Source organism: Streptomyces sp. MB09-01 (assembly GCF_033794505.1).
Taxonomy (GTDB): domain Bacteria; phylum Actinomycetota; class Actinomycetes; order Streptomycetales; family Streptomycetaceae; genus Streptomyces.
Genome location: NZ_JARAYQ010000016.1, coordinates 12,934 through 38,444, shown reverse-complemented (window position 1 = coordinate 38,444; position 25,511 = coordinate 12,934). Strand labels below are relative to the sequence as shown.

Sequence of the window (25,511 nt, the reverse complement as noted above, 5' to 3'; positions counted from 1 at the left end):
GGCCCCCCGAACCGCCCTGGATGACGACCCCTTCGTCCTCGCCCGCGACGCGATGCCGACGGTTCGCCGGCCCATGCCCTTTTGGAAGAAGGCAACAGTTGATGACGAACACAACGAGGAAACCGTGACGACTTCACTGATCGATCGATTCCGTGCCTTCGGGGACGGTGACGCCCTCGTCGTCGATGGAGTCCGGTACACGTACGCGGCGCTGGCGGACCGCGTTCGGGACTGGCAGGCCTACCTCGACGAGCACGACGTCGGCGCCGGCCACGTGGTCGCCCTGGAGGGCGCCTGTGATGTCGACGTGTGCGCCGCGTTCGTCGCACTGGCCGACCGGGGCGGGATCGTCGTCCCGCTGCCCCGGTCCTCGGGTGCCAAGCGCGCCGAATACCACGAGACCGCCGAGGTGGAAGTGGCCATCACGGTGGCCGGCGGGGCGGGACGTGCCATCGAGCGGACCGGCCTGCGGGCGACGCACGCACTCCACGGACGCCTCCGGGACGCCGGGACGCCGGGCCTGGTCCTGTTCAGCTCGGGAACCACGGGGCGCAGCAAGGCGATCGTGCTCGACCTGGGCACGATGCTCGCGCAGTACGGCCAGCCGTCGCGGGCCCGGCGCACCCTCGGCTTCCTCAGCATCGACCACATCGGCGGGATCAACACCCTGCTGCACACGTTGCACCACGGCGGCACCCTGGTCACGGTCCCCGACCGCAGGCCCGACACCGTGTGCTCTGCGATCGCCGCCTTCGGCGTCGAGGTCCTGCCCACCACGCCGACGTTCCTCAACATGCTGCTCATCTCGCACGCCCACGAACAGCACGACCTGTCGTCGCTGGAACTGATCACCTACGGCACCGAGCCCATGCCCCAGCGCACGCTCGAGCTGCTCAACCAGGCGCTGCCGTCGGTGCGGTTCAAACAGACGTACGGTCTCTCGGAGCTCGGCATCATGGCGACCAAGTCGAAGGGCGACGGGAGTCTCTGGGTCAAGCTCGGCGGCGCGGGGTTCGACTACCGGATCGTCGACGGCATCCTCTGGGTGCGCTCCGACACGGCCATGCTCGGCTACCTCAACGCGCCCGCCCCGTTCGACGGTGACGGCTACTTCAACACCCAAGACGCCGTGGAGACCGACGGCGACTACGTACGGATCCTCGGCCGCGTCACCGAACTGATCAATGTGGCCGGCGAGAAGGTCTACCCGAGCGAGGTCGAGAGCGTCCTGCTCGAAATCCCGAACATCGCCGAGGCCACGGTCTCCGGCAGGCCCAGCCACGTGACGGGAATGGTGGTGAAGGCCACCGTGAAACTGGTCAGTCCCGCGGACGCGCGCGAAGTCGCCCGCCAGGTCCGCGAGTACTGCGGCCGACGGCTGGAAGCGTACAAAGTGCCGCTCGTCGTGGAAGTCTCCGACGCCGACCAGCACTCCGACCGGTTCAAGAAGGTGCGTACTCCCGCATGACAGACAATCTCAGCACAGCAGTGGAGAAGGGCGTCGGCGAGGGGCGGGTGGCCGTCGTCAGCGGCGGCAGCCGAGGGCTGGGACGCGTCCTGGTCGAACGCCTGCTCGCCGACGGCTGGCGTGTCGCCACGTTCAGCCGCTCCGCCTCCGAGTTCATCGCCGAATCGAGCGCGGCCCATCCGGACTCCTTCTACTGGGAGGCCGTCGACCTGGGCGAGCCCACGACGGCGCGGACCTTCGTCCGCAACGTCCACCGCGTGTTCGGCAGGCTGGACCTGCTCGTCAACAACGCCGGCCTGGTGCGCGAGGAACTGCTCTTCACCATGCCGCCGAAGGCTATCGAGGCACAGATCACCGCCAACCTGGTCGCGCCCATCATGCTCACGCAGGCCTGCGCGCGACTGATGACCCGTCAGGGCGGCGGGAACATCGTCAACATCTCGTCCATCAACGCCATCCGCGGCTACCGGGGCGTCTCCGTCTACGCGGCGGCCAAGGCGGGCCTCGACGGGTTCACCCGGAGCCTCGCCCGTGAACTCGGCGGCAACGGAATCCGCGTCAACTCGGTGGTGCCCGGCTACTTCGACAGCGCGATGACCGCGGAGATGCCCGCCGCGTACCGCGGACGCATCGAGCGCCGGACCCCCCTCGGCAGGCTCGCCGCGGCGGACGACATCGCCGATGCCGTTCTCTACCTCAGCTCTCCCCGGGCGGAATTCGTTACCGGGCAATCCCTGGTCATTGACGGAGGTCTCACATGCTGAACGCACAAGAGTCGATCGAAGCGGAAATCCTTCGCCTGCTGCAGAACGCGGGCGGGGAAATCCCCACGATCTCCCTGACGAGCGACCTGGTCGGTCTCGGCCTCACCTCGCTCATGTTCGCCGAGTTGCTCATCGGCATGGAGATGGAGCTCGGGGTGGACCCCTTCCAGGGAGAGACCTCGATCGTCGAGATGCGCACGGTCGGCGACCTGGTCGACGCCTACGACACTGCGCTCGGCGCAGAGTCCGCACGAGGGTGAGGCGGCGAGACCTTGAGCATCTGCGTTCTCCGCGGCCGGTCGACCGTCGCCGTGGAACCCGCTGAACTGACCTTGGTCCTCCTGCATCACGCGGGAGGATCGGCGGGGAGCTTCGTACCCCTTCTGCCCCACCTCCCCGAGAGCTGGCGGATCCTGGTCCCGGAGCTGCCGGCGCGGGCGACCGCGCCCAAGCAGCCCGTCTGCCCGAGCATCGAGAGCGCGGTGGACTCGTTCGCCGAGGACCTGGCCGGAGAACTGTCCGGACCCTATGCGGTCTTCGGCCACTGCCTCGGAGCGCTGATCGCCTTCGAGCTCGTCCACGAACTCGCGAAGCGGGGGCACCAGCCGCTGTGGGTCGGTGTGTCGGGGAGCCCGGCGCCCCAACTCGTCGTGCACGAACCGGCGAACGGCCGGCCCGAGGACTGGACGCGCGACCAGTACGTCGACTACATGCGCTGGCTGGGCAACACCCCCGAGGCGCTGTGGAGCAACTCCGTCCTGGCGGACCGCATGATCGCCGCGCTCCGCAACGACCTCATCGTGAACCACGGATACCGGTACGGGGGCCACGCGCCCTTGACCTCCCCGCTCTCCGTCATGAGGGGGGACTCCGATCCGCTGGTCAGCGCCGAGGAGATGCGGGCCTGGTCCGACCACGCCGGCACCACGGATTTCCGCACCTGGCCCGGGGACCACTTCTACGTCTTCGACCGCGCGCCCGAGGTCTGCGCCCGGATCATCGGCGCGATCACCGAAGCAGCCGCACGAACCGACATGATGGGAACGCGTTGATGGCGACCAGATCTGCCCGCGCCGTATGGCGGGGCCCGTTGTTCGGTGACCGGCCGCAGGATGCCGGGGAGGGTTCGGTCTCCCTCGATTCGGTGGGCGCCTCCCTGCAGATGCGATGGAACAGCCGGACCTCCGAGCCTGCCGGGGAGAGCACCCCGGAGGAGCTCGTGGCGGCCGCGCTGGCCATGGACTACGCGCAGTGCCTCACCCACAAGCTCGAAGAGCGCGGCCACCTCGCGCGCGAACTCGATGTCGAAGCCACGCTCCACCTGGAACTCGTCGAACCCGGCCGCCACTCCCTCACCTCGGGCTCCCTGACCGTCCGCGGAGTGGCGGACGTGCCCCTCGCCCAGTTCCAGGACCTCTCCGTGATCGCGCACAAGGAGTGCTTCCTCGTCATAGCCCTGGACCTCCCCATCTCGGTCCGGGCGACCCTGGCCGGCCTGGACGACACGTAGGCGGTCCCGCGGAGGAGCCAGGGGCCCCGCCGCTCCACCGCGCGGGCCGGCCGGCGGGGCCGCCGCTCGGGCCGCGGCCGGCCCCGGCATGCCGGGCCCGACGGCCGCGCCGTGTCGGGGCGGCCGCCCGGGTCCCGATCACCGGGAACGCCACGTCCCCGCGGCCGCCTTGCGCAGCAGAGCGCGTGAACATGAACAGCCGACAAGCCCCACGACGAGGTGCACACGAGCATGACCATCGGTACGGACAGCGCCAGGTGGTTCCGCAGGTACTCCACGACGGCAACGCCCCGGCGCCGCCTGGTGGTTCTGCCGCACGCGGGCGGCTCCGCGAGCTTCTTCCACCCCTGGGGTCGCTCGTTCGGCAGCGACACGGAAGTCCTGGTGGCCCAGTACCCGGGTCGGCCCGGGCGGCTGGCCGATCCCTTCATCGACACCATGGAGGTGCTCGCCGACCAGGTCACCGCGGCGCTGCTGCCGTTCGCGGACGTACCGCTGACGCTCTTCGGCCACAGCATGGGGGCTTCGCTGGCCTACGAGGTGGTGCAGCGTCTGGAGGAGCGGCACGCCGTTGTGCCCGCCGCCCTCCACGTGTCCAGCCGCGAGGCCCCGCACCGGCTGCTTCCCCGTGAGCGCTACCGGGAGGAGGACGCGGCGCTGATCGCCGAACTGCGCAGGCTCGGCGGTACCGACTCCGCCCTCCTGGACGACCCGGACGTCCAGGAGTTCGTCCTGCCGGTGCTCCGGGCGGACCTCACCATCGCGGACACCTACGGTCTGCGCCCCGCCACCCCGGTCGCCTGCCCCGTCCACGCCTGGATCGGCGACGCGGACCCGTCCACCTCGGCGGGGGAGATGAATGCCTGGGGCGATGTCGCGCCCTGCGGATTCCAGCTGCGGGTCCTGCCCGGCGGCCACTTCTACCTGGTCGAACAGCACGACGCGGTGGTGCGCGAGCTCTCGGATCAACTGGCCACCGTGGGCTGACGGGGCGGCCGGCGTCACCGCCCCCGTCTGCGACGACCTAGCCGCTGCCGGGTTCCGTGCACATCACGGGGCGGTCACGCATTCGGTCTTCCCGTCTGGCGCACCGACAACCCGTCGTTCCTGTACGTCAATTGCCAGTCCTTCTGTCGATTGTGGTGTGGGTCCTGCGGTAAGAGAGTGGCCGCCTTCCCAGCGGCTACCCGCCGCACGCGTCGAGAGGACGGCCATGTCCCACGGTCCCAGCGGTGAAGTCCAGCGGCTCAAGGCGAACTCGGTCGGTCTCGTCGGGGTGGTGTTCATGGCGGTCGCGACCGCCGCGCCGATCACCGCGATGACCGGGAACCTGCCGATCGCAGTCGGGTTCGGCAACGGTATCGGGGCCCCGGCCGGCTATCTCTTCGCCACCCTCGTCCTGACGGTCTTCGCCGTCGGATACGTGGCCATGGCCAAGCGGATCACCGCGGCCGGCGCCTTCTACGGATACATCTCCCACGGCCTGGGCCGGATCGCCGGCATGGCCGCGGGAATGCTCGCCGTCCTGGCCTACATCGTCTTCGAGGCCTCGATCGTCGGCGTCTTCTCGTACTTCGCCAAGACGACGGTGCACGACCAGTTCGGAGCCGACCTCCCCTGGATCCTCTACGCGGCCGTGATGCTGTGCGTCACCGCCGTCCTCGCACACTTCGACATCAACCTCACCGCCAAGGCACTCGGCGTGATGCTGGTCGGCGAGATGGCCGTCCTCCTCGCCGTCGCCATCGCCGTGCTGCTCGCGGGCGGCGGCCCGGACGGCATCCCGCTGGAACCGGTGAACCCGAAGAACGCCTTCACCGGCACCTCCGCCGGGCTCGGCCTCTTCTTCGCCTTCTGGTCCTGGGTCGGCTTCGAATCGACCGCCATGTACGGCGAGGAGTCCCGCGACCCCAAGCGGGTGATCCCGAAGGCCACCCTGATCTCGGTCGTCGGCGTCGGCCTCTTCTACATCTTCGTCTCCTGGATGACGATCGCGGGCAACGGCCTCTCCCAGTCCGTCGAGCTGTCCACGTCGGCCAACCCCCTGGACCTCTTCTTCGCACCCACCCGGCAGTTCATCGGCTCCTGGGCCGTCGACTCCTTCCAGTGGCTGCTCCTGACCGGCTCGTTCGCCTGCGGCATGGCCTTCCACCAGTGCGCCGCCCGCTACCTCTACGCGATCGGCCGCGAAGGCTTCCTCCACCCGGCGCTCGGCCGCACCCACGCCCGGCACGGCTCCCCCCACACCGCCTCCCTCGTGCAGAGCGCCATCGCCGTCGCCGTCGTCGGCGGCTTCTGGCTCACCGGCCAGGACCCGTACATCCACCTCTACACCCTGCTCGCGATCCTCGGCACGATGGCGATCCTCATCGTCCAGACCCTCTGCTCCTTCGCCGTGATCGGCTACTTCCGCAAGAACCACCCCGAGGACCGGCACTGGTTCAAGACCTTCACCGCCCCACTGCTCGGAGGGATCGCGATGAGTGCCGTCGTCGTCCTGCTGGTCCTCAACATGAAGACCGCGGCCGGACTCGCCGCCGATTCCCTCGCGTTCACCCTCATCCCCTGGATCGTCGCCGCCGTCTTCCTCGGCGGGCTGGGACTCGGCGCCTACCTCAAGCTCAGGGCGCCCGAGCGCTACGAGGTGATCGGCCGGATCGTCCTGGAGGACGCCACCGAACGCACCGACCCCAGCGCCGAGCGCCCTTCCCCCTCCGCCGCGAACGTCTGACACCCGAGGAGCCACCCACCATGGCCCGAACCTCCGTCATGCACGCACTCAGGCAACTCGCCGCCGAACACGCAGCCGCCCGCCGACTGGCCCTCCCCGCCGCCGACGTACGCGGCCTGAGCCGACGCGCCCTGCTGGAGCGCGCCGCGGCCCTCGGCCTCGGCGCCGCCCTCGCAGGCGCCGCCACCACCCTCCCCGCCCGCGCCGAGACCGTGCAGGACGGCAAGAAGCCGCCGACGGGCAACCCCCGGGTCGCCGTCGTCGGCGCGGGCATCGCGGGCCTGACCGCCGCCCTCACCCTCCAGGACGCAGGCATCCCCTGCACCGTCTACGAGGCCAACCCCGCACGGGTCGGCGGCCGCATGTGGACCCAGCGCACCCACTGGGCGTACGGCCAGACCTCCGAGATCGGCGGCGAGCTGATCGACACCAGCCACAAGAAGATCCTCGAACTGTGTCGCCGCTTCGACCTGCCCACCGAGGACTTCCTCGGCGGCGGGCCCAACGGCGCCGAAGAAGTCCTGTGGTTCGACGGCGCCTACTACCCCCGCACCCAGGCCGACGAGGACTTCAAGGCCGTCTACCAGGCGCTGCGCCGGGATCTGCAGGAAGCGGGCGAGGTCACCTGGAACACCACGACCCCCACCGGCACCGCCCTGGACAACATGTCCATCCACCAGTGGATCGAGACCCGGGTCCCCGGCGGCCACACCTCACGCCTCGGCCGGTTCATCGACGTCGCCTACAACGTCGAGTACGGTGCCGACACCGTCGACCAGTCCGCCCTCGCCCTGGTCCTCCTCATGGGCTACCAGCCCAACCCCGGCCACTTCAACGTCTGGGGCCTGTCCAACGAGCGCTACCACATCACCGGCGGCAACGACCAGCTTCCCCTCGCGATCGCACAGGCCCTGCCCGCGGGCTCCCTGCTGATGGGGCGCGAACTCATCGCCGTCAGAGCCAACTCCGACGGGACCCACACCCTCACCTTCGACGACTCGGGCACTATCCGCACCGTCACCGCCGACCAGACCGTCCTGTGCGTACCACTGCCCGTGCTCCAGCGCATCGACCTCACGGCAGCCGGGCTCGACCCGCTCATGAAGAACCTGCTGCGCGATGCCCGGATGGGCCACTGCACCAAACTCAACATGCAGTTCACCAGCCGGCCCTGGCGCGGCACCGGCCCTTGGCCGGGCGTCTCCGCCGGCGACTGCTTCACCGACTCCGACATCCAGCAGACCTGGGACACCACCAAGGTCCAGCCCGGAAACGGGGGCATCCTGCTCCAGTACGGGGGCGGCACGCTGGCCGGTGCACTCACGCCCGCGACCCCCTTCGCCACCGAGACCGACCCTTACGTACGGACCCTCGCCACCCGCATGCTCACCGGTATCGACGCGTTCTTTCCCGGCACCAGGGCCGCCTGGAGCGGACGGGCACAGCTGTCGGCATGGCACCGCAACCCGTACTCCCTCGGTGCCTACTCGTACTGGCCCACCGGCTACCTGCACCGCTATGCCCGGTACGAGGGCACCGCGCAGGGGAACCTCCACATCGGCGGCGAACACTGCAGCTACGACTTCCAGGGCTTCATGGAAGGCGGCGCCACCGAGGGCGAACGCGCAGCACGTGAGGTGATCGCCGCCCTGATCTGACGGCGGTGATCGGGGCGCCGCGATGGTCACGCACAGAGCCGGCGCCGCAGCGCGTACCGGCGCTCAGCCTCGTGAGGGCGCCCGGTGCGTGCGCGGCACGACGGACAGCGGGACGCCCCCGCCACCTGGGCCGCGAGGCAACTGACCTGCTCCTCTAGGGTGTGTCGCATGGAGTCCTACACGATCGGCCAGGCCGCCGACCTGCTGGGCGTGAGCATCGACACCGCCCGGCGTTGGGCGGACGCCGACCGGTTCCCCACCCGCCGTGAGGGCAAGCGGCGCATCGTCGACGGGCCCGACCTCGCCGCTTTCTGTGCCGAGTTCGCGCAGGAGGGTGCGGAGGACGAAGACGCTCCGCACACGTCGGCCCGGAACGCCTTCCCCGGCATCGTCACCGCCATCAAGGTCGGCGACGTCTCCGCCCAGGTCGAGATCCAGGCCGGCCCCCACCGGGTGGTGTCCCTGCTGACTCGCGAGGCCGTCGAAGAACTCGGGATCGAGATCGGGATGCGCGCCACAGCACGGGTCAAGGCGACGAGCGTGCACATCGAACGCACCTGACCCGTGGAGTGGGGGACAGGACTGGCCGGGCTGGCCGCAGGGCTGCTGATCGCCGTCGTCACCGCGCCGGTCGGCGTCTCGGGAGCGGTCTTCCTCCTGCCGGTGCAGCTGAGCGTGTTCGCCGTACCGAGCCCGGCGGTGACGCCGACCAATCTCCTCTACAACGTCGTCGCCGGCCCGGGCGCGCTCCTGCGCTACCTCCGCACCGGCGCGCTCCACGGTCCGCTGGTCCGGCAGCTGGTGCTCGGTACCCTGCCGGGGGTCGTCGTCGGCGCGGTCATCCGGGTGTTCGCCATCCCGGGCCCGACCGTCTTCAAGGCCCTGGTGGCCGTGTTCCTGCTGCCGCTGGGCGTGTGGCTGATCGCCCGGACGCTCCTGCCGCCCCCGGAACCGAAACCGTACGGTGGAGGGCCGTCGGCGCGCACGGTCACCGGCCTGGCCCTCGCTGTGGGGGTGGTCGGAGGGATCTACGGCATCGGCGGCGGCTCGCTCCTCGGCCCCGTCCTCGTCGGGCGCGGGATTCCGGTAGCCAAGGTCGCCCCGGCGGCCTTGGCCTCCACCTTCGCCACCTCCGTGGTCGGAGCGGCCACCTACGCGCTGCTGTCGCTCGCCGACTCGGGCAACATCGCGCCCCACTGGTTCCTCGGTCTGGCGTGTGGCCTGGGCGGACTGATCGGTGGCTACCTCGGCGCCCGTCTTCAGCCCCACCTTCCGGAAAGGGCGCTGCGGTTGTTGCTCGGCACGCTGGCCGCAGGCGTCGGGGTCCTGTACGCGGTGGAGACGTTCAGCTGATCCGCACCAGTGGCGGGCAGCACGGTGCCACGGTTTCCGGTTGCAGCAGCGGCAACCCCTTCGTGGTCATGCGTCCAACATGCGGGCCTCGTCCTGGAGACGGGCCCCGCCGAACGGATCCGCGGTCCGCGAGTGGTCGCACGTACGACTGTTCTCCACCTGGGGCGAGGTCGTCGGCCCGGCGAGTCTGCGGCGGCGCAGGTCTCTTCGACCGGCCCGAGGCCGCCGAGGCGACCGGCGGAGGCTGCTGCGCAGCCCCGGTCACGCTCACCATCGACGCCCCGGCCCGCTCCGACAGCTGCTGACCGACGTGACCGCGCTCGAAACCGGGTGTCGGCCAGGCAGACTTCTCTCCATGAGAGTCAGATGCCTGGAGATCATTCATCCCGACGGCGACTGCCCGGTCGCGGAGTACGACGGGATCCGCGTGGGCGGCGTCTACGCGGTTCTGGAGATGGTCGCCTACGACATCGATTGCCAGATCCGCGTGCTCGGCCCCGAGACACCCGACCCCGGACTGTTCTGGGACCCCGGCAACTTCGAGACGGTGGACACCCGGATACCGCCCGGCTGGACCCTGAGCATCGTCGACGGCCGCACCCGCCTCGCGGACGCCCGCTGGCAGCGCCCCGGCTTCTGGACCGATTACCACCACGGCGACCCTCAGGCCCTGGCCGACTACGAACACGTGAAGGGCGAACTCCTCGCCCCCGGCCCGCCCTCCGAGGACTGACCCCGGTGCCCGGCGCCCGTGCCGCCTGCCCTCCCGGCGCCCGTGCCGCCTGCCCTCCCGGCGGCCGGGCCCGCTTGGTCACGCCTGTTCCCCGGCCGAGGGGTGAAGTCCGGGAACCGGGCCGGCCGGCGGGGATGCTCGCGGACTACTGGCGCTGAAGGGGAGCCGCATGACGGAGCCTCAGTCCGATCGAGACGCTCATCGCGGCCGCCCCCGCGACCTTCGGCACGGTCAACAAGCGGGCCGCGGGTTCCGCCGACAGCCTCGCGCCGGCCATCCGCTGCTAGGCCTACGGAATGGACACCCCCACCACCGTCCTGCCCTACGTGAACTCCGCCGTGGCCGCCCGTCCACGCCTGCCGGAGAAGCCTCGCCGAATTCCGCGAAATCGGCGCCCTGGTGGGCAGCTGTGAGCCGCACCGCCCCAAGGCGGGCGGGGGAGCGGACCGCTTCCGCTGGGAAGACTCCCTCGATCTGATCGCTCCTTGTGTTTCGCGAGAGCTTTCTGCTGGTGCACCGCCCGCCGTGGCCGGTGCCCCTGCGCGCCAGGGGATCCGGAGTCGGCCATTGCCGTCGGAAGCTGTCTCATATGGTGGCTGTCACACGACAAATCAGGACATCCTGGAAGTTCCCCTCGAGCGGTTCCCGTCAGCCTCGAAACCGGGTTCCGCGGGCTCGTGGAGGTGCGTGCCCTATGAAATTTCCTGGAAATGGGCCCGGCGGGTGATGTCGGTTGGCGGAAACTCCTTCCCTCGTGTCTGAAATCCCTTGGCGTGATTCCCTCGCGGTTCGGAGTTTCTCCGGTCGGATCGCGGGCAGTTCATGATCGACTCTTTGTGGACAGCGTCGATCGGCGACCCTAGGATCTGGCCTGGTCTGGCCGGAGATGGTCGAGAAAACAAATCGATGAAACTTTTACTTTCGGGGGATCTTGATATGCCCAGCCCCACCGTGTGGAATATCGTTTCGGACGCAGGATCCGACGCCGACACCGACACCGACACCGATATCGTGCTCGCGGCCGATTTCCCGGTGACGGGGAGGAACGAGGGCGGATTCGCCGATCTGGCGCCCGGTCTGAAGCTGGACTGCGACCTGTGGCAGACCGTCGCCCCGGTCCGCGACCCCGAGACCGACGCACTGGACGACAGCTACCTGGAGCCCTGGCTCTCCGAGGTGGCCGCCTCCGGTCGCACGGTCCGCGCCGTGCTCGGCTACTGCGCGGGCTCCGTCTTCGCCGGCGTGCTCGCCGAGAAGATCGGCGCACGGCAGGCGACCGCACCCCGTGTCGTGCTGTTCGACCCGGAACTGGTCGACGTGCCCACCGTGCACCTCCAGTTCGGCCGGGTCGTCGGCAACATGACCACCGTGCTGACCCCGGAGGAGATAGCCGAACTGTCCGGCGCCGCCGAGCGGCTCGCCGGGCAGCCCGACATCGCCCCGGCCACCTTCGCCGCCGGCCTGTACGCGGCCTTCCGCCCGATCGGCACCACGGCACTGCGGCGGGCCGGACTCGACGAGGACTACGCCGGCGAACTGGTGCAGCTGGTGGGCTCGTTCATGTCCTACCTCGCCACCGCCGCCGGTCTCGACCCGCGCCCCGGCTGGAAGGGGGCCACGGTCGTCACCTCCGCCAGCGTGACCAGCGGACTGAACCGGATGCGCACCACCCCCGGCGTCGCCCCCATCGAGGTCGCCGACGAGCGGCGCTTCGAGGTCGAGCACCGGGACCTGCTGCGCACCCCCGCCATCGCCGAAGCCGTGGCCGGAGCCCTCTCGGCCCGCCCGGGGGAGCACGCGTGAGCACCGAAACCACGGCCGGCCCTGCCCGGGACGGCTCCGGTCCCGCGGCCGGGCGCGTACCGGCGAGCCGCAAGGAGACCACCCTCTGGCTCCTCGACGAGCTGGTCCCCGGCAGCGGCGCCAACAACCTGTCGCTCGCCCTGCGCGTACGGGGCCGCCTCGACGCCGCCGCCACCGCGCACGCCCTGCGGCTCCTCACGGAGCGCTTCGAGGTGCTGCGCACGGTCTACCACCGCGAGGGCGCCGAGCTGACCAAGGCCGTCGTGCCGTCCCTGGCCGTCGGGCTGGAGGAGGCGGAGCACCACGGCGCCGCGGAGGAGGAACAGGCCGTCCTGACGGCCTTCGTGGCCCGCCCGTTCACCCCGGACGGCAGCTCCCTCGTACGCGCCCTGCTGCTGCACGGGCCGGACGCCGACGTGCTGTGCCTGGCCGTCCACCACGCCGTGTCCGACGTGCAGTCGACGGCCATCCTGCGCGCCGAGTTCGTCACCCTCTACGAGGCGGTACTGGAGGGCGGCCACCCCGCCCCCGCCGAGGTGCCCGCCCTGCGCGAGCCCGCACCGTCCCCCGAGAGCCGCGGCTACTGGCAGGAGCGCATGGCCGGCTTCCGCTCCTCGGGCCTGGAACTCCTCTGCGAACAGCGCGACGAGCCCGTCACCACCCTCCGGGGCGACGAGGTCACCCACGTCCTGTCGGCCGAGGCCCACGACGTCGTACGCCGCCTCCAGCGCGAGCTGCGGGCACCGGAGTCCGTCGTCCTCCTCACCGCCTACGCGGTCCTCCTCGCCGCGCACGGCGCCGGGCCCGACCTCACCATCGGCTCGCCGGTCAACACCCGCCCCCGCGAGGCGGTGGACGCGGTCGGCTACCACAGCAACCTCGTCGTCCTGCGCCTGCTGCTCGACCGTGACGCCACCTTCCGGGACCTCACGGCCCTGACCCGGCGGACGTTCATGGAGGCGATGGCGCACAAGGACGTACCGACCGACGACGTGCTCGACATGGTCGAACGCGACGGCTCCGGCTGGCGCAACGCGCTGTTCAAGCACGTCTTCAACTACGTCCCCTTCGCCGAGGACCAGCGCACCTTCACCCTCGCCGGTGCCGAGGCCGAACTCCTTGTCGTGGAGAACGGTTTCAGCCAGTTCGACCTCGAGTTCTTCGTCTCGGCCAACCAGGAGACCGCCACGGTCCGCGCCGCGTTCTACACCGGTGTGCTGGACCGGTCGGACGTCGAACTCATGGTCCAGCGCTACGACGCCCTGCTGGTCGCGCTGGGTACCGGGGCGGACACCCCGATCGCCTCCCTGCCGTCCTGGTCGGCCCGCGACCACGAGGTCATCGACGCCGCCAACGCCACGGACCGCGCGATCGGCCTGCCGTCGGTGCTCACCGGCTTCGCCCGCCGCGCCGCCGCCGACCCCACGGCCGCGGCCGTACGGGAGGGCGACCGCACGGCCACGTACGGCGCCCTGTGGTCCGCGGCCGTCGACACGGCCGCCCGGCTGGCCGAGGCCGGCGTACGCCCCGGCGACGTCGTCGCGCTCCTGCTGCCGCGCGGCGCCGCGCTGGCCGCCTCGGTGTTCGGGACCTGGCTCGCGGGCGCGGCCTACCTGCCGCTCGACCCGAACCACCCCGTGGAGCGCCTGACCTACCAGCTCGACGACACGCAGGCCCGCGTGGTCATCGTCGGCCCCGGGATCGAAGCCCCGGAGGGCCACGCCGCCGTGCCCGCCACGGACTGGGACCAGGTGCCCCAGGTGCCGGTGGACGAGGCGGCGGCGAAGGCCGACCCCGACGCCCTCGCGTACGTGATCCACACCTCCGGCTCGACCGGCAAGCCCAAGGGCATCCCGATCCGGCACGGCAGCCTCGTCAACCACATCGTCGACTACGCCGAACGCTTCGGCGTGGCCGGCTCCACGCGCCCCACCGGCTGGCTCAGCACCTACAGCTTCGACACCTCCTCGCTCGAACTGATGATGCCGCTGCTCCACGGCGGCCACACGGTGGTGCTCCCGGACGAGGCGCGCACGGACGGCGCCCTGCTGGCGGAGGCCGTCACCGCCCACGACATCGGCCTGCTGCAGGCGACCCCCACGACGTGGCGGCTCGTCGCCCGCGAGGCCGCGGAGGTGACGGCCGGACGCGTCCTCCTCACCGGCGGCGAACCGCTGCCCGCCGAACTGGCCACCCGGCTGCTCGACGCCGGCGCCGAACTGTGGAACGTCTACGGGCCCACCGAGAGCACGATCTGGGCGACCGCCGGCCGCGTCCCGGCCGGCCACGGCGGACGGGTGGACGTCGGCTCGCCCGTCGCCAACACCCGTGTCTTCATCGCCGACCCGCACGGCAGGCCGCTCCCGGTCGGCCTCCGCGGAGAGCTGTGCGTCGCGGGCGTCGGCGTCGCCTCCGGCTACCACGAGCGGCCCGACCTGACCGCGGAACGCTTCGGGGAGAACGCCCAGTACGGGCGCTTCCACCGCTCGGGAGACGTGGCCCGCTGGCGGACCGACGGCAGGATCGACCTGTTCGGCCGCATGGACCGGCAGGTCAAGCTGCGCGGCAACCGGATCGAACCCGCCGAGATCGAGGCGGTCCTGCTCGCCCACCCCGACGTCGAGGCGGCGGCCGTGGTGGTCGTCGGCGATCCCGGGGCGGACGGTTACCTGGCCGCCTTCGTCCGGGTCCCGGGCCGCCCCGAGGCCGTGGACGAACTGTGGGACCACGCGCACGGGCAGCTCCCGCGCTCGGTCGTTCCGCACCGGTTCATCGCCGTGGACGCCTTCCCCCGTACCGGCAGCGACAAGGTCGACCACCTGGCCCTCGCCGAACACGCGGCCCGGCACTCCGGCCCGGCCGTCGGCGGCCACGGCGGCGAAGGCGGTGCCGGAGCCCAGGACGACCTGACGGCCACCGTCGTCGGCCTGTTCGCCGAACTGCTGGACCGCAGCGACCTCGACGCCGGCGCGCACTTCTTCGCCAACGGCGGGCACTCGCTGCTTGCCGTCGCCCTCGCCCAGCGGATCAAGGACATCACCGGTGTCCGGCTCGCGCTGACCGACGTGTTCGAGACCCCCACCCCCGCCGCCCTGGCCGACCGGCTGCGCCGGCTCGCCTGACGGAACCGAAAGAGACGTTCTCATGGAAATCCTCAAGCTCGCCGTCAGCGGCTGGTTCGCCCGGGCCCTCGCGGTCGCCGCCCGACTGGAGATAGCCGACGTCCTCGACGGCGGTTCGATGACCTCGGCCGAACTCGCCGAGCGCACCGAGACCGACCCCGAGATCCTCCACCGCCTCCTCCAGATGCTCACCGTGCCGGGAGTGCTGGAGCGCGACGGGGAGAAGTTCCGGCTGACCGAGGCCTACGCGCCGCTGCGCGCGGACCACCCCTTCACCCAGCGCCACTTCGCCATCCTCGCCGCCGAGCTGTACGACGACGCCTTCGCCGGTCTGATGCACACCGTCAAGACGGGCAAGTCCGGCTTCCAGGAGGTGTTCGGGGAGTCCCTCTACGGCTACCTGGAGACCCACCCCGAGACGGCGGACCTGTTCGACAAGGGCATGGTCGACCTGGCGACGCCGGTGGCCCAGTGCCTGCTCGGCCTGCACGACTTCAGCGCCGTGAAGACCGTCGTCGACGTGGGCGGCGGGAGCGGCGGACTCCTCCCCGGACTGCTGGCCGCCCACCCGGACCTGCGCGGCACCGTCGCCGACCGGGCCAGCGTCTGCGCCAGGGGCCGCACGGCCCTGGAGCGGGTCGCGAAGGAGGACGTGCTCGACCGCATCGACTTCGCCCCGAGCGACTTTTTCGTCGGGCTCCCCGCCGGAGCCGACCGCTACCTGCTGAAGAACGTGCTGCACGACTGGACGTACGAGAACTGCGTCCGGATCCTGCGCACCGTCGCCACCGCCATGGCCGACAGCCCCGCGGACGCCCGGCTGCTCGTCGTGGAGCCGCTCGTGGAGAACGACATCGACGGCTGGCGGGCGATGTTCCAGGCCGTGGCCTGCGACGAGGGCACCACCGGACTGGACGAGCCCGCCATGCGGCGCGCCCTCGAGGAAGCCGGCTTCGTCGTGGAGTCGGTCGGGCAACTGCCCACACAGCACAAGGTGTTCGAATCCTCCCTGCGTGTCTCCTGATGCTCACGCCGGTCTTCCTGTTCGCGGGGCAGGGCTCCCAGTACCACGGCATGGGCAAGTGGCTCTACGGGGCCGACGCCGCCTTCCGTGAAGCCCTCGACTCCCTGGACGCGACGGTCCGCGAGGTGCGCGGCGATTCGGTGATCGAGGCGATCCACGGCGCCGGCCGCGGCCCCGAGCACCCGATGACGCAGTTCTCCCTCACCCAGCCGGCCATCTTCATGGTCGAGTACGCGCTGGCCCGGATGCTCCGCACCCACGGGTTCGAACCCGGGGCGGTGCTCGGTGCCAGCCTCGGGGAGGTCGCGGCGGCGGCCGTCGCGGGCGCCGTCGACCCGGACGAGTGCCTGCGCTCCCTGCTGCGTCAGGTCGACGTCTTCGAGGCCGAGTGCCCGCGGGGCGGAATGCTCGCGGTCCTGGCCGACGCGGGACTCGCCGACCGGGACCCGGCCCTCGCGGGGGCGCACGTCGCCGCCGTGAACTCACCGGAGAACTTCGTCCTGGCCGGCACCGCCGGGGTCCTGGACCGGATCGAACGGCACCTCCACGCCACCGGCACGCTCTGCCAGCGGCTGCCCGTCCTGTTCCCCTTCCACTCGCCCCTGATCGACCCGGTCGAGGGCGTGTTCAAGGACCTGATCGGCGATCTGACCATGAAGCCGGCCACGATCCCGCTGATCTCCGGCACCACCGGCACCACCGTGCGGATACCCGACCCCGCACACCTGTGGCGGGTGCTCCGCGAACCCTTCGACCTGACCCGGGCACTGGGCCCGCTCCTGGAACGGGACGACCTGCTCTTCCTCGACCTGGGGCCGTCCGGGTCCATGGCCAACCTGGTGCGGGCCGCGCTGCCGGAGGGCAGCGGTTCCCGCGTGCTTCCCCTGCTGTCCCCGTACGCCCGCGACGAGGTGCTGTACCGGGCCGTCCTCGACGCGCGTCCCCGCCTCGCCGCCACCCCCGCAAGAATCGAGGTGAACCCCGTGAGCGCTCCCGCAGCGACCGCCGCGCACCGGCCCGCCGCCGCACCGACGCTCGACGTCCACGTCTTCCCCGGGCAGGGCGCGCAGGCCAAGGGCATGGGCCGGGAGGTGTTCGACCGCTTCCCCCACCTCGTCGCCCGCGCCGACGCCGTCCTCGGCTACTCCCTCCGGGAGCTGTGCCTGGAGGACCCGGGCCGCAACCTGCGCAACACCCGCTACACCCAGCCGGCGCTCTACGTGGTCAACTCCCTGACCTGGCTGGCGGCCGTGGGCGAGGGAGGGCGCCTGCCCGACTACGTCCTCGGGCACAGCCTGGGCGAGTTCTCCGCCCTGTTCGCCGCCGGGGTGTACGACTTCGAGACGGGCCTGCGCCTCGTCGCCGAGCGCGGCAGGCTCATGGGTCAGGTCACGGGCGGCACGATGGCCGCCGTCTCGTACGTCGACGCCGCGCTCGTGGAGCGGGTCCTGCGCGACGAGGGCCTTTCCGACGTCGACATCGCCAACTACAACGCGCCCACCCAGACCGTGATCGCCGGTCCCGCGGACTCGGTCAACCGGGCGCTGCCCGCGCTGAAGGCGGCCGGTGCGCGGTGCGCGCCGCTGAACGTCAGCGCGCCCTTCCACAGCCGGTACATGGCCGCCGCCGCCGAGGAGTTCGGCCGGCTGCTGGACGCCACCGCCTTCGCGCCGCCGAAGATCCCGGTGATCGCCAACGTCGACGGACTGCCCTACGCGGCGGGAGAGGTGGCCGCCACCCTGCGCCGGCAGATCGCCTCGCCGGTGCGCTGGACCGACAGCGTCCGGCTCCTGATGGGCCAGGGCGACTTCCGGGTGCGCGAGCTGGGGCCGGGGCAGGTGCTGACCAAGCTCATCGACCGGATCCGGAACGAGGCGACCCCCCTCCCCGCTGCCGGGCCGGCGGGGTCCGCCGCGCCCCGGCCGTCCGAGCGGGTCCGTACCGAGCCGGTCCGTATCCAGCCGGTCCGTACCGAGGCCGTGCGCACCGAGCCCGCGCCGGTGGCGCCCGTACGCCCCGCGACGGCCTCCGCCGGGTCGCTCGGGTCGGAGGACTTCCGGCGGGACTACGGCGTCCGCCTCGCCTACGCCGCCGGAGGGATGCGGCAGGGCGTCGGCTCCGTCGACCTGGTCGCCCGGATGGCCGGGGCCGGACTCCTGTCCTACTACGGCGCCTCGGGGCTCCCGGCCCGCGACGTGGCCTCCGCGGTCGCCGCGATCCGCGCGCGCGTGCCGGCCGGCGCGCCGTTCGGGGTCAACGTCACGCACGACCCCTTCGACCCGCGGGCCGAGTCCGAACTGGTCGACGTACTGATCCGGGACGACGTCCGGTTCGTGGAGGCCTCCACCCACGTCGAGGCGACGCCCGCCCTCGTACGGCACCGGCTGACCGGTGCCCGGGTGCTGGCGGACGGCACCGTGCACGTGCCCCGCAAGATCCTGGCGAAGGTGACCCGGCCGGACGCCGCCCGCCTGTTCCTGGAGCCGCCGCCCGCCGCGCTGGTGAGCCGGCTGGTCGCGGAGGGGCTGCTCACCGCCGAAGAGGCCGAGGCGGGCGCGCGCGTCGCGCTGGCCGACGACGTCTGCGCGGTGGGGGACGCCGGGGACCACTCCGACATGGCGACCCTGTGGGCGCTGCTGCCCGCCCTGCGCGGACTGCGCGCCGAGCTCGGCGCAGTGGCCGGGGCCGTGCGCGTCGGGGCCGGGGGCGGCATCGGAGCCCCCGAGTCGGCCGCGGCCTCCTTCGTCCTGGGCGCCGACTTCGTCCTCACCGGCTCCATCAACGCGTGCACCGCCGAGAGCGGGACCAGCGCGGCGGCCAAGGACCTCCTCCAAGAGGCCGACGTCCACGACACCGCCTTCGCGCCCTACGGAGACCTCTTCGAACTGGGCGGCCGGGCCCGGGTGTTGCGCAAGGGCGTGCTGTTCCACGCCCGCGCGGGAAAGCTCCACGACCTGTGGCGCAACCACGACGCGTGGGAAGCGGTACCCCCCGCGGTGCGCGCGAAGGTGGAGCGCGACTACCTGGGGGCCTCCTTCGAGGAGATCCTCGCCCGTCTCGGCCACTCCGCCGAGTCCGCCCCCGACCCCAAGCGGCGCATGGCGCTCGTCTTCCGCTGGTACTGCGCCCAGGCGGCCACCTGGGCGATCGAGGGCACGCCGGGCCGCGTCGCCGACTACCAGATCCCCTGCGGACCGGCCCTCGGCGCCTGCAACCGGTGGCTGGCCGGCACATCGCTGCACGCCTGGCGGGACCGGCACGCCGACGTGCTCGCCGAGCGCCTGATGGCCGAGGCCGCCGAGGTCGTGGGCGGCGGGCTCCGCAGCCGCAGCTCCTGACCCTCGAAGGGGCGGCGCGACCACGTACACCGCACCACCCGCACGACCGACATCCCCAGTAATGAGCGAGGCACACCGCATGACCGAGACCCCCACCCCGGAACTCAGCACCGAATCGGACGACCTGGCGAGCGAGTTCGATCTGTCCGACCCCCAGTTCATCACCGACCCGAAGGCGGGGGAGCGCTGGCTCGGCGGCCCCCGGCCCGTCTGCCGCGGCAAGTTCGCCGACGGCAGCGACGTCTGGGTGGTCACCGGACACCACGACGTCAAGACGGTGCTCGGGGAACCGACCCTGCGCAGCCGCCCGCCGGGTGACTCCCACCGCGAGAGCATGCTCAGCCGGGGCATCCCCGAGGACATCGTCGACATGTTCGACTCCACCCTGCTGACCATGGACGGCGATGACCACATGCGGGTCCGCCGCCTCGTCACCCGGGCCCTGTCCGCCCGGCGGATGCTGGCCCTGACCCCGGCCGTCGAACGCGTGGCGGAGCGCCTGCTGGACGGCCTCGCCGGCAAGTCCGAGCCCGATCTGATCGCGGACTACGCGCACCCGCTGGCCATCATCGTCATCTGCGAACTCCTCGGCGTCGACGAGCAGTACCGCGAGCAGTGGCGCGAGTGGAGCGAGACCCTCGCCCAGGTCCTGCGCCCGAACCCCGAACAGTTCGCCCCGGCCGTACGGGGCATGGCCCGGGTGACCCGGGAACTGATCGCCGCCCGCCAGGCCGAGCCGCGCGACGACCTGATCTCCGAACTCGTGCAGGTCCACGAGGAGGACAGCGACCGGCTGACCGACGACGAGCTGACCGCCCTGGCGATGGTCCTCGTCCAGGCCGGCCACGAGACCGTCCGCAACCTCGTCGCGCTCGGGGTCTTCACCCTCCTCCAGCACCCCGATCAGCTGGAACTGCTGAAGAACGACCCCTCCCTCGGCAGCCGGGCCGTCGCCGAACTCGTACGCCACACCGCGCCGGTGAAGCACACCTTCCGCCGCTTCGCCACCCAGCCCGTCGAGATCGGCGGAGTGAAGGTGCAGCCCGGAGAGGCCATCCAGGTGGTGCTGGCCGCCGCGAACCGGGACCCCGAGGTCTTCGAGGAGCCCGGACGCCTCGACGTCACCCGCGAGCAGAACCCGCACCTGGGCTTCGGCCGGGGCGCGCACTACTGCCTGGGCGCCAGCCTCGCCCTGATCGAGGGGGAGGTCGCCCTGACCGCACTGTTCAAGCGGTTCCCGGACCTGTCGCTGGCCGTCGACCCGCAGGAGATCGAGCCGCGCTACCTGCTCTCGATGCAGCGTCTCCCCGTCCGACTGTCCCCGGAGAACGAGGTGCGATGACCGACGGCCTTCCCACGGTCCCGGGTCTGCCGATGACCCGGGGCCGGTGCCCCTTCGACCCCGCACCCGAACTGGGCGTGCTCCGCGCCGACCACCCGGTCGCCCGCATGGAGTTCCCGGACGGGCACGTGGGCTGGCTGGTCACCGGCTACCCCCAGGTCCGCAGACTGCTGGCCGACCCCCGGATGAGCTCCCGGGGCGAAGCGCTGCGCTCGCCGATCCCGCTGCCCATGGCGACGGACCGCACCGAGCCGGCCCCGGGCATGTTCACGGCGACGGACCCGCCGGAGCACACCCGCTACCGCCGGGCGGTGGCCGCCTGGTTCTCGGCGCGCCGCACCCGCAGCCTCGAACCCCGGCTGACGGAACTCGCCGGGGGCCACCTGGACGCCATGGCCGAAGACAAGGGCGAGGGCCCGGTCGACCTGGTGACGGGGTTCGCGGAGCCCATGGCCGCGTCGGCCATCTGCGAGCTGCTGGGCGTGCCCGTGTCGGAACGCCCGGCGTTCGCCCGGGCGGTCAAAGCCCTCTTCGCGGTGCACTCCAGCGCCGAGGAGGCCATCGACGGCTGGCACACCATCACCGGCCTGCTGCGCGGGCTGGTCGAGGCGAAGCGCGCCGAACCGGCGGACGACCTGCTCGCCACCCTCGTCACCGAGGGCCGGCTCACCGACGAGGAACTCGTCACGGTCGGCAGCGTGCTGCTGACCGCCGGATACGACACCAGCGCGAACATGATCGCCCTGGGCACCTTCGCGCTGCTGGAGCACCCCGAACAGTCGGCCGCGCTGGCCGCCGACGCCTCCCTGGCCGAGAGGGCGGTCGAGGAACTGCTGCGCTACCTCACGGTCGTCCACGCGGGCGGCATCCGCGCGGCGGGCGAGGCCCTGGAGTTCGAAGGACACCGGATGGCGGCCGGGGACGCCGTCTCGCTCTCCTTCGCGGCCGCCAACCGCGACCCGGTGCTCTGCGCCCGGCCGGACGCCCTCGACGTGACCCGCGAGCCCGTACCGCACCTCGCGTTCGGGCACGGCGTCCACCAGTGCGTGGGCCAGCAACTCGCCCGACTGGAACTGCGGGTCGCCTTAGAGGCCCTGTTCGGACGCTTCCCCGGGCTGCGCCTCGGCGTCCCCGCCGCCGAGGTCCGCACCCGCCCGGACATGATCATCTACGGCGTCCAAGAGCTACCGGTGACCTGGTGAACGGAGAGAACGTGCTGTACCGAGAGATGTTCAAGTCCAAGATCCACCGTGCGACGGTGACCCAGGCGGACCTGCACTACGTGGGCTCCGTCACCATCGACTCCACCCTGATGGCCGCCGCGAACCTGCTGCCCGGCGAAAAGGTCGACATCGTCGACATCGACAACGGGGCCCGCCTCAGCACCTACGTCATCGAGGGCGAGGCCGACAGCGGGGTCATCGGCATCAACGGCGCCGCGGCCCACCTCATCGACCCCGGCGACCTCGTCATCATCATCTCCTACGCCTCCATGAGCGAGGAGCACGCCCGCTCGTACGAACCGAGCGTCGTGTTCGTCGACGCCGACAACCGACCCGTCACGACCGGCACCGACCCCGCCGACGTACCCGACGGATTCGGCCTGGTGCGCGGCGACACCGTCACCGCCTGACCACCCACCCTGCTCACCGGAGACCCACATGAGTGCCACCCCTGACGTCATGACCGCCTTCACCAGCGGTCTCGCGGACATCAACCTCGACGAGTCCGGCACGGCCCGCCGCGGCGAGAACGCCGCCGGCATGAAGTCCGCCAGCGCCACCATCTACGACATGGCCGCCACGCTCTCCGGCCACGGGGCCCTGTGGAACTGGGGCATGCACGACCCCGCCCTCGTCGAGGAGATCCGCGCCCGCGTGCCCGGTTTCGGCGAGCCCTGGACCGACGGCTTCAGCGAGCAGCTCTACTTCCTCGCCCTGCGCGAGCTCCCCATCGACCTCGACGACTACGCCGGACGCCACGTCCTGGAAGTCGGCTGCGGCATGGGGGAGGGCCTCAACCTCCTCTCCCGCATCGCCCCCGGCGCCCGCATGACCGGCCTGGACCTCTCACCGAAGGCCGTCGCACGGGCCACCGCCACCCTGTCCCGGGGTGACGCGCTCACCTTCGTCCACGGCGACGCGGAGGACCTGCCCTTCGAGGACGGCTCCGTGGACGTGCTCGTCAACATCGAGAGCTCGCACACCTACCCCGACCTCGGCAAGTTCCTCGCCGAGGCCGCACGCGTGCTGCGCCCCGGCGGCTTCCTCAGCCACATCGACGTCTACACCCGACAGCGCACGGAGATCATGCGGCGCACGGCGGAGGAGACCGAGGGCCTGGAATGGACGGCCGACCACGACATCTCGGACCGGGTCCGCGCCGCCGTCCGCCGCCGGATGGCACCCGGCAGCCACTTCCGCACCACCCTCGGCAAGCAGCGCATGAACCCGCTGGTGCGCCAGATCGCCGCGCACAGCCAGATCCTCATGTTCGGCGGCATGTTCGCCGGCTACCAGCCGCCGCCCGCCATCAAGGCGCTCAGCAAGCTGGGCATCGTGCCGTGGATGAGCGGCCTGCCGATGGAGAGCTACCGCCACCGGATCGCCGTCCGCCGATGACCCGTCCGCCCGGGCCGCAACCGAAAGGGGGAAGAATGAGTCCACGGCTGTTCGCCGTCGCCGCCGGCACGGAGGACCTGCTCCGGGTCCAGCTGTACGCCCACATCGACAGGATCCGTGCCGGACGCGGACTGCCCTCACTCGCCCGGTACTGCCACGAAGCGGCGACGGGCACGGCCGGCGCCCACCGGATCGCCTTCGCCGTCGACTCGTACGAGGACCTGCGCACCCAGCTCGAAGAGGCCTGCGCGGGCGAGGCGGAGCGGGTGCCGGCAGAGGTCACGGCCCGGCGCCCCGGGCTGGTGTTCGTCTTCGCCGGGCAGGGCGCCCAGTGGTACGGAATGGGCCGCGAACTCCTCCGGCAGCAGCCGGTGTTCCGCGAGGCCATGCACCACTGCGACCGGCTCGTGCGCGAGTTCGCCGACTTCTCAATCGTCGAGCAGCTGAAGCTGCCGGCCGAGGAGGCGCGGCTGGACGAACTGGACGTCCTCCAGCCCACGATGGTCTCCTTGCAGATCGCCCTGACGGCGCTCTGGCGCAGCTGGGGTATCACGCCCGACGCGGTCGTCGGGCACAGCATGGGGGAGATCGCGGCCGCCCACACGGCCGGCGGACTGACCCTGCGGGAGGCCCTGATGGTCGCCTGCCGGCGGAGCGCGCTGCTGCGCCGGATCTCCGGCAAGGGAGCACTGGCCACGACGGAACTCTCACCCGCCGAGGCGCGCGCGGTGGCCGAGGCGAGCGGCGGCGGGATCAGCGTGGCGGGGGAGAACAGCCCCCGCTCCACCGTCCTGGCGGGGGACTCGGACTCCCTCGCCGCGCTCGTCGGCGAGCTGGAGGCGCGGGACGTCTACTGCCGGGTGATCAAGGGGACGGTTGCCTCGCACAGCCACTACGTGGACGAGCTGCGCGAGGACCTGCACGCCGCCCTGCGCACCCTGGAGCCGGCCCCCACCCGCCTGCCGATGTACTCGACCGTGACGGCCGAGCCGGTGCGGGGCGCCGGGCTCGGGGCCGCGTACTGGATGCGCAACCTGCGGGAACCGGTACGGTTCGCAGCCGCGGTGGAACATCTGGGCGCCGCGGGACACGAGGTGTTCCTCGAGGTCAGCGCCCATCCGGTACTGCTGAGCCCGGTGCGCCAGACCCTCGAACACGGGGAACGGCAGGGGTGGTTGGTGCCGTCCGGCAGGCGGCGGGCCGAGGCCCGCTCCATGCTCGCCTCGCTCGGGACCCTGTACGCCTGCGGGCGGGAGCCCGACTGGGCCGCGCTGTTCCCGCACGAGCGGGCGAGCTCCCTCACCCCGTACCAGGCCGCCGTACTGGACGCGGTTCGCCGGCCCCGGCCGGTACCCGTGGCGGCGGGCCCGGCCGGGCCCGCCTAGAGGACGCCCGGAAGACGGGCTAAGGCCGATGGCCCCCGTCCTGCCGGACGGGGGCCATCGGTGTCAGGCGGCGCCGACCGGAGCGGCGGTGAGGCCGTACAGCCCCGACTCCCGGCGCAGCACCCCGAGGTCGACGAGGGCCCGGCGCAGGGACACGGCGTCGAGGACGCCGCTCTCGCACCACGGCTCCAGACGTTCCGTCACCGTGCGCTCGTCGTACTCGTCGCCCGGGGTGAAGGTGGCCTCCCCCACGTGCCGCAGCACCGTGCGCCGCGCCTCGTGGTCGGCCTCCTCGGGCAGACCCACCAGCACCCGGTCGCGTACGAAGCCGCGCAGCCGGGCGTCGGGCTGCTCGGCGGCGGCCTCCTCCTCCCGGCGGCGGGCGGCGGTCCGCGCCGCCTCTTCCAGGGCGCCTTCGTTGACGACGAGCCGGCCGCGCCCCTCGGGCACGAGCAGGCCCGTCCGGGTCAGCTGCCCGATGGCCTTGGCCGCCACCGGGGTGTCGAGCCCCGCGGCCGTGAGGATCTCGGACGAGGTGGACGAGCCGAGCGCGACCGCGGAGAAGACGCGGCGCAGGGTCGGGTCGGACAGCACGAGGGTGAATTCGTCAGGTGTCATCAGAGTGTTCCGCGTTCCCGCCGGTGCGAGCCGGCGCGGCG

At 71.8% G+C, this 25,511-nt stretch carries 21 protein-coding genes and 1 pseudogene; 21 read left to right on the top strand and 1 reads right to left on the bottom strand.

What is annotated here, in order from left to right; all coding sequences use genetic code 11:
• The first annotated feature begins 124 nt into the window (after nt 1-124).
• From PV721_RS05800 to PV721_RS05700, 21 genes and pseudogenes are all read left to right on the top strand, one after another.
• Complete coding sequence (locus PV721_RS05800; protein WP_319721732.1) at nt 125-1,468, top strand: class I adenylate-forming enzyme family protein; 1,344 nt, start codon at nt 125-127, stop codon at nt 1,466-1,468.
• Nucleotides 1,465-2,232, top strand: a complete 768-nt coding sequence (locus PV721_RS05795) for an SDR family NAD(P)-dependent oxidoreductase (protein WP_319721731.1) — start codon at nt 1,465-1,467, stop codon at nt 2,230-2,232. Before PV721_RS05800 ends, PV721_RS05795 begins: the two co-directional genes overlap by 4 nt.
• Nucleotides 2,226-2,492 (top strand): phosphopantetheine-binding protein, encoded by a 267-nt coding sequence (locus PV721_RS05790; RefSeq protein WP_319721730.1) that lies wholly within the window; start codon nt 2,226-2,228, stop codon nt 2,490-2,492. Before PV721_RS05795 ends, PV721_RS05790 begins: the two co-directional genes overlap by 7 nt.
• A 12-nt stretch (nt 2,493-2,504) precedes the next feature.
• Entirely contained in the window at nt 2,505-3,284 is a 780-nt protein-coding gene (locus tag PV721_RS05785) for a thioesterase II family protein (RefSeq protein WP_319721729.1), read from the top strand.
• A complete protein-coding gene (locus PV721_RS05780; protein WP_319721728.1) occupies nt 3,284-3,742 on the top strand; it encodes a hypothetical protein in 459 nt (152 codons plus the stop codon). The genes PV721_RS05785 and PV721_RS05780 overlap by 1 nt, the downstream gene beginning before the upstream one ends.
• Before the next feature lie 231 nt (nt 3,743-3,973).
• A complete protein-coding gene (locus PV721_RS05775; protein WP_319721727.1) occupies nt 3,974-4,729 on the top strand; it encodes a thioesterase II family protein in 756 nt (251 codons plus the stop codon).
• A 226-nt stretch (nt 4,730-4,955) separates the two neighbouring features.
• Nucleotides 4,956-6,473: an APC family permease gene (locus PV721_RS05770; protein ID WP_319721726.1), complete on the top strand. Its 1,518-nt coding sequence runs from the start codon at nt 4,956-4,958 to the stop codon at nt 6,471-6,473.
• Nucleotides 6,474-6,493: 20 nt separating this feature from the next.
• Entirely contained in the window at nt 6,494-8,131 is a 1,638-nt protein-coding gene (locus PV721_RS05765; protein ID WP_319721725.1) for a flavin monoamine oxidase family protein, read from the top strand.
• 168 nt (nt 8,132-8,299) lie between these two features.
• Nucleotides 8,300-8,692: a TOBE domain-containing protein gene (locus PV721_RS05760; protein WP_319721724.1), complete on the top strand. Its 393-nt coding sequence runs from the start codon at nt 8,300-8,302 to the stop codon at nt 8,690-8,692.
• A gap of 3 nt (nt 8,693-8,695) precedes the next feature.
• Nucleotides 8,696-9,484: a sulfite exporter TauE/SafE family protein gene (locus PV721_RS05755; RefSeq protein WP_319721723.1), complete on the top strand. Its 789-nt coding sequence runs from the start codon at nt 8,696-8,698 to the stop codon at nt 9,482-9,484.
• Between the two features lie 355 nt (nt 9,485-9,839).
• Nucleotides 9,840-10,217: a hypothetical protein gene (locus PV721_RS05750; RefSeq protein ID WP_319721750.1), complete on the top strand. Its 378-nt coding sequence runs from the start codon at nt 9,840-9,842 to the stop codon at nt 10,215-10,217.
• Between the two features lie 185 nt (nt 10,218-10,402).
• Nucleotides 10,403-10,712 (top strand): annotated as a pseudogene (locus PV721_RS05745) (flavoprotein); the annotation flags it as partial.
• Nucleotides 10,713-11,153: 441 nt separating this feature from the next.
• Nucleotides 11,154-12,020 (top strand): hypothetical protein, encoded by an 867-nt coding sequence (locus PV721_RS05740; protein ID WP_319721722.1) that lies wholly within the window; start codon nt 11,154-11,156, stop codon nt 12,018-12,020.
• Nucleotides 12,017-15,142: an amino acid adenylation domain-containing protein gene (locus PV721_RS05735; RefSeq protein ID WP_319721721.1), complete on the top strand. Its 3,126-nt coding sequence runs from the start codon at nt 12,017-12,019 to the stop codon at nt 15,140-15,142. Before PV721_RS05740 ends, PV721_RS05735 begins: the two co-directional genes overlap by 4 nt.
• Before the next feature lie 22 nt (nt 15,143-15,164).
• On the top strand, nt 15,165-16,166 hold the full coding sequence (locus tag PV721_RS05730; protein WP_319721720.1) for a methyltransferase: 1,002 nt from the start codon (nt 15,165-15,167) through the stop codon (nt 16,164-16,166).
• Nucleotides 16,166-19,504, top strand: coding sequence for an ACP S-malonyltransferase (gene fabD, locus PV721_RS05725; protein WP_319721719.1), 3,339 nt, complete (start codon nt 16,166-16,168; stop codon nt 19,502-19,504). The genes PV721_RS05730 and fabD overlap by 1 nt, the downstream gene beginning before the upstream one ends.
• 79 nt (nt 19,505-19,583) lie before the next feature.
• On the top strand, nt 19,584-20,846 hold the full coding sequence (locus PV721_RS05720) for a cytochrome P450 (protein ID WP_319721718.1): 1,263 nt from the start codon (nt 19,584-19,586) through the stop codon (nt 20,844-20,846).
• Nucleotides 20,843-22,048 carry a cytochrome P450 gene (locus PV721_RS05715; protein ID WP_319721717.1) on the top strand — a complete coding sequence of 402 codons (1,206 nt, stop codon included), beginning with the start codon at nt 20,843-20,845 and terminating at the stop codon, nt 22,046-22,048. Before PV721_RS05720 ends, PV721_RS05715 begins: the two co-directional genes overlap by 4 nt.
• Nucleotides 22,049-22,062: 14 nt before the next feature.
• On the top strand, nt 22,063-22,479 hold the full coding sequence (gene panD, locus PV721_RS05710; RefSeq protein WP_319721749.1) for an aspartate 1-decarboxylase: 417 nt from the start codon (nt 22,063-22,065) through the stop codon (nt 22,477-22,479).
• A 28-nt stretch (nt 22,480-22,507) separates the two neighbouring features.
• Complete coding sequence (locus PV721_RS05705) at nt 22,508-23,467, top strand: class I SAM-dependent methyltransferase (protein ID WP_319721716.1); 960 nt, start codon at nt 22,508-22,510, stop codon at nt 23,465-23,467.
• 35 nt (nt 23,468-23,502) lie between these two features.
• The gene (locus PV721_RS05700) at nt 23,503-24,852 is read left to right on the top strand and encodes an acyltransferase domain-containing protein (RefSeq protein ID WP_319721715.1); all 1,350 of its coding nucleotides are present in this window, start codon (nt 23,503-23,505) and stop codon (nt 24,850-24,852) included.
• Nucleotides 24,853-24,915: 63 nt separating this feature from the next.
• On the opposite strand, the gene PV721_RS05695 is transcribed toward PV721_RS05700, so the two are convergent.
• Complete coding sequence (locus tag PV721_RS05695) at nt 24,916-25,470, bottom strand: DUF2087 domain-containing protein (protein WP_319721714.1); 555 nt, start codon at nt 25,468-25,470, stop codon at nt 24,916-24,918.
• Between the last annotated feature and the right edge of the window lie 41 nt (nt 25,471-25,511).

Excerpts from the sequence above, each read along its gene's own strand:
- PV721_RS05795 (WP_319721731.1), top strand. The coding sequence starts at position 1,465 with ATGACAGACAATCTCAGCACAGCAGTGGAGAAGGGCGTCGGCGAGGGG.
- PV721_RS05790 (WP_319721730.1), top strand. The coding sequence starts at position 2,226 with ATGCTGAACGCACAAGAGTCGATCGAAGCGGAAATCCTTCGCCTGCTG.
- PV721_RS05780 (WP_319721728.1), top strand. The coding sequence starts at position 3,284 with ATGGCGACCAGATCTGCCCGCGCCGTATGGCGGGGCCCGTTGTTCGGT.
- PV721_RS05775 (WP_319721727.1), top strand. The coding sequence starts at position 3,974 with ATGACCATCGGTACGGACAGCGCCAGGTGGTTCCGCAGGTACTCCACG.
- PV721_RS05770 (WP_319721726.1), top strand. The coding sequence starts at position 4,956 with ATGTCCCACGGTCCCAGCGGTGAAGTCCAGCGGCTCAAGGCGAACTCG.
- PV721_RS05765 (WP_319721725.1), top strand. The coding sequence starts at position 6,494 with ATGGCCCGAACCTCCGTCATGCACGCACTCAGGCAACTCGCCGCCGAA.
- PV721_RS05760 (WP_319721724.1), top strand. The coding sequence starts at position 8,300 with ATGGAGTCCTACACGATCGGCCAGGCCGCCGACCTGCTGGGCGTGAGC.
- PV721_RS05750 (WP_319721750.1), top strand. The coding sequence starts at position 9,840 with ATGAGAGTCAGATGCCTGGAGATCATTCATCCCGACGGCGACTGCCCG.
- PV721_RS05740 (WP_319721722.1), top strand. The coding sequence starts at position 11,154 with ATGCCCAGCCCCACCGTGTGGAATATCGTTTCGGACGCAGGATCCGAC.
- PV721_RS05730 (WP_319721720.1), top strand. The coding sequence starts at position 15,165 with ATGGAAATCCTCAAGCTCGCCGTCAGCGGCTGGTTCGCCCGGGCCCTC.
- fabD (WP_319721719.1), top strand. The coding sequence starts at position 16,166 with ATGCTCACGCCGGTCTTCCTGTTCGCGGGGCAGGGCTCCCAGTACCAC.
- PV721_RS05720 (WP_319721718.1), top strand. The coding sequence starts at position 19,584 with ATGACCGAGACCCCCACCCCGGAACTCAGCACCGAATCGGACGACCTG.
- PV721_RS05715 (WP_319721717.1), top strand. The coding sequence starts at position 20,843 with ATGACCGACGGCCTTCCCACGGTCCCGGGTCTGCCGATGACCCGGGGC.
- PV721_RS05705 (WP_319721716.1), top strand. The coding sequence starts at position 22,508 with ATGAGTGCCACCCCTGACGTCATGACCGCCTTCACCAGCGGTCTCGCG.
- PV721_RS05700 (WP_319721715.1), top strand. The coding sequence starts at position 23,503 with ATGAGTCCACGGCTGTTCGCCGTCGCCGCCGGCACGGAGGACCTGCTC.
- PV721_RS05695 (WP_319721714.1), bottom strand. The coding sequence starts at position 25,470 with ATGACACCTGACGAATTCACCCTCGTGCTGTCCGACCCGACCCTGCGC.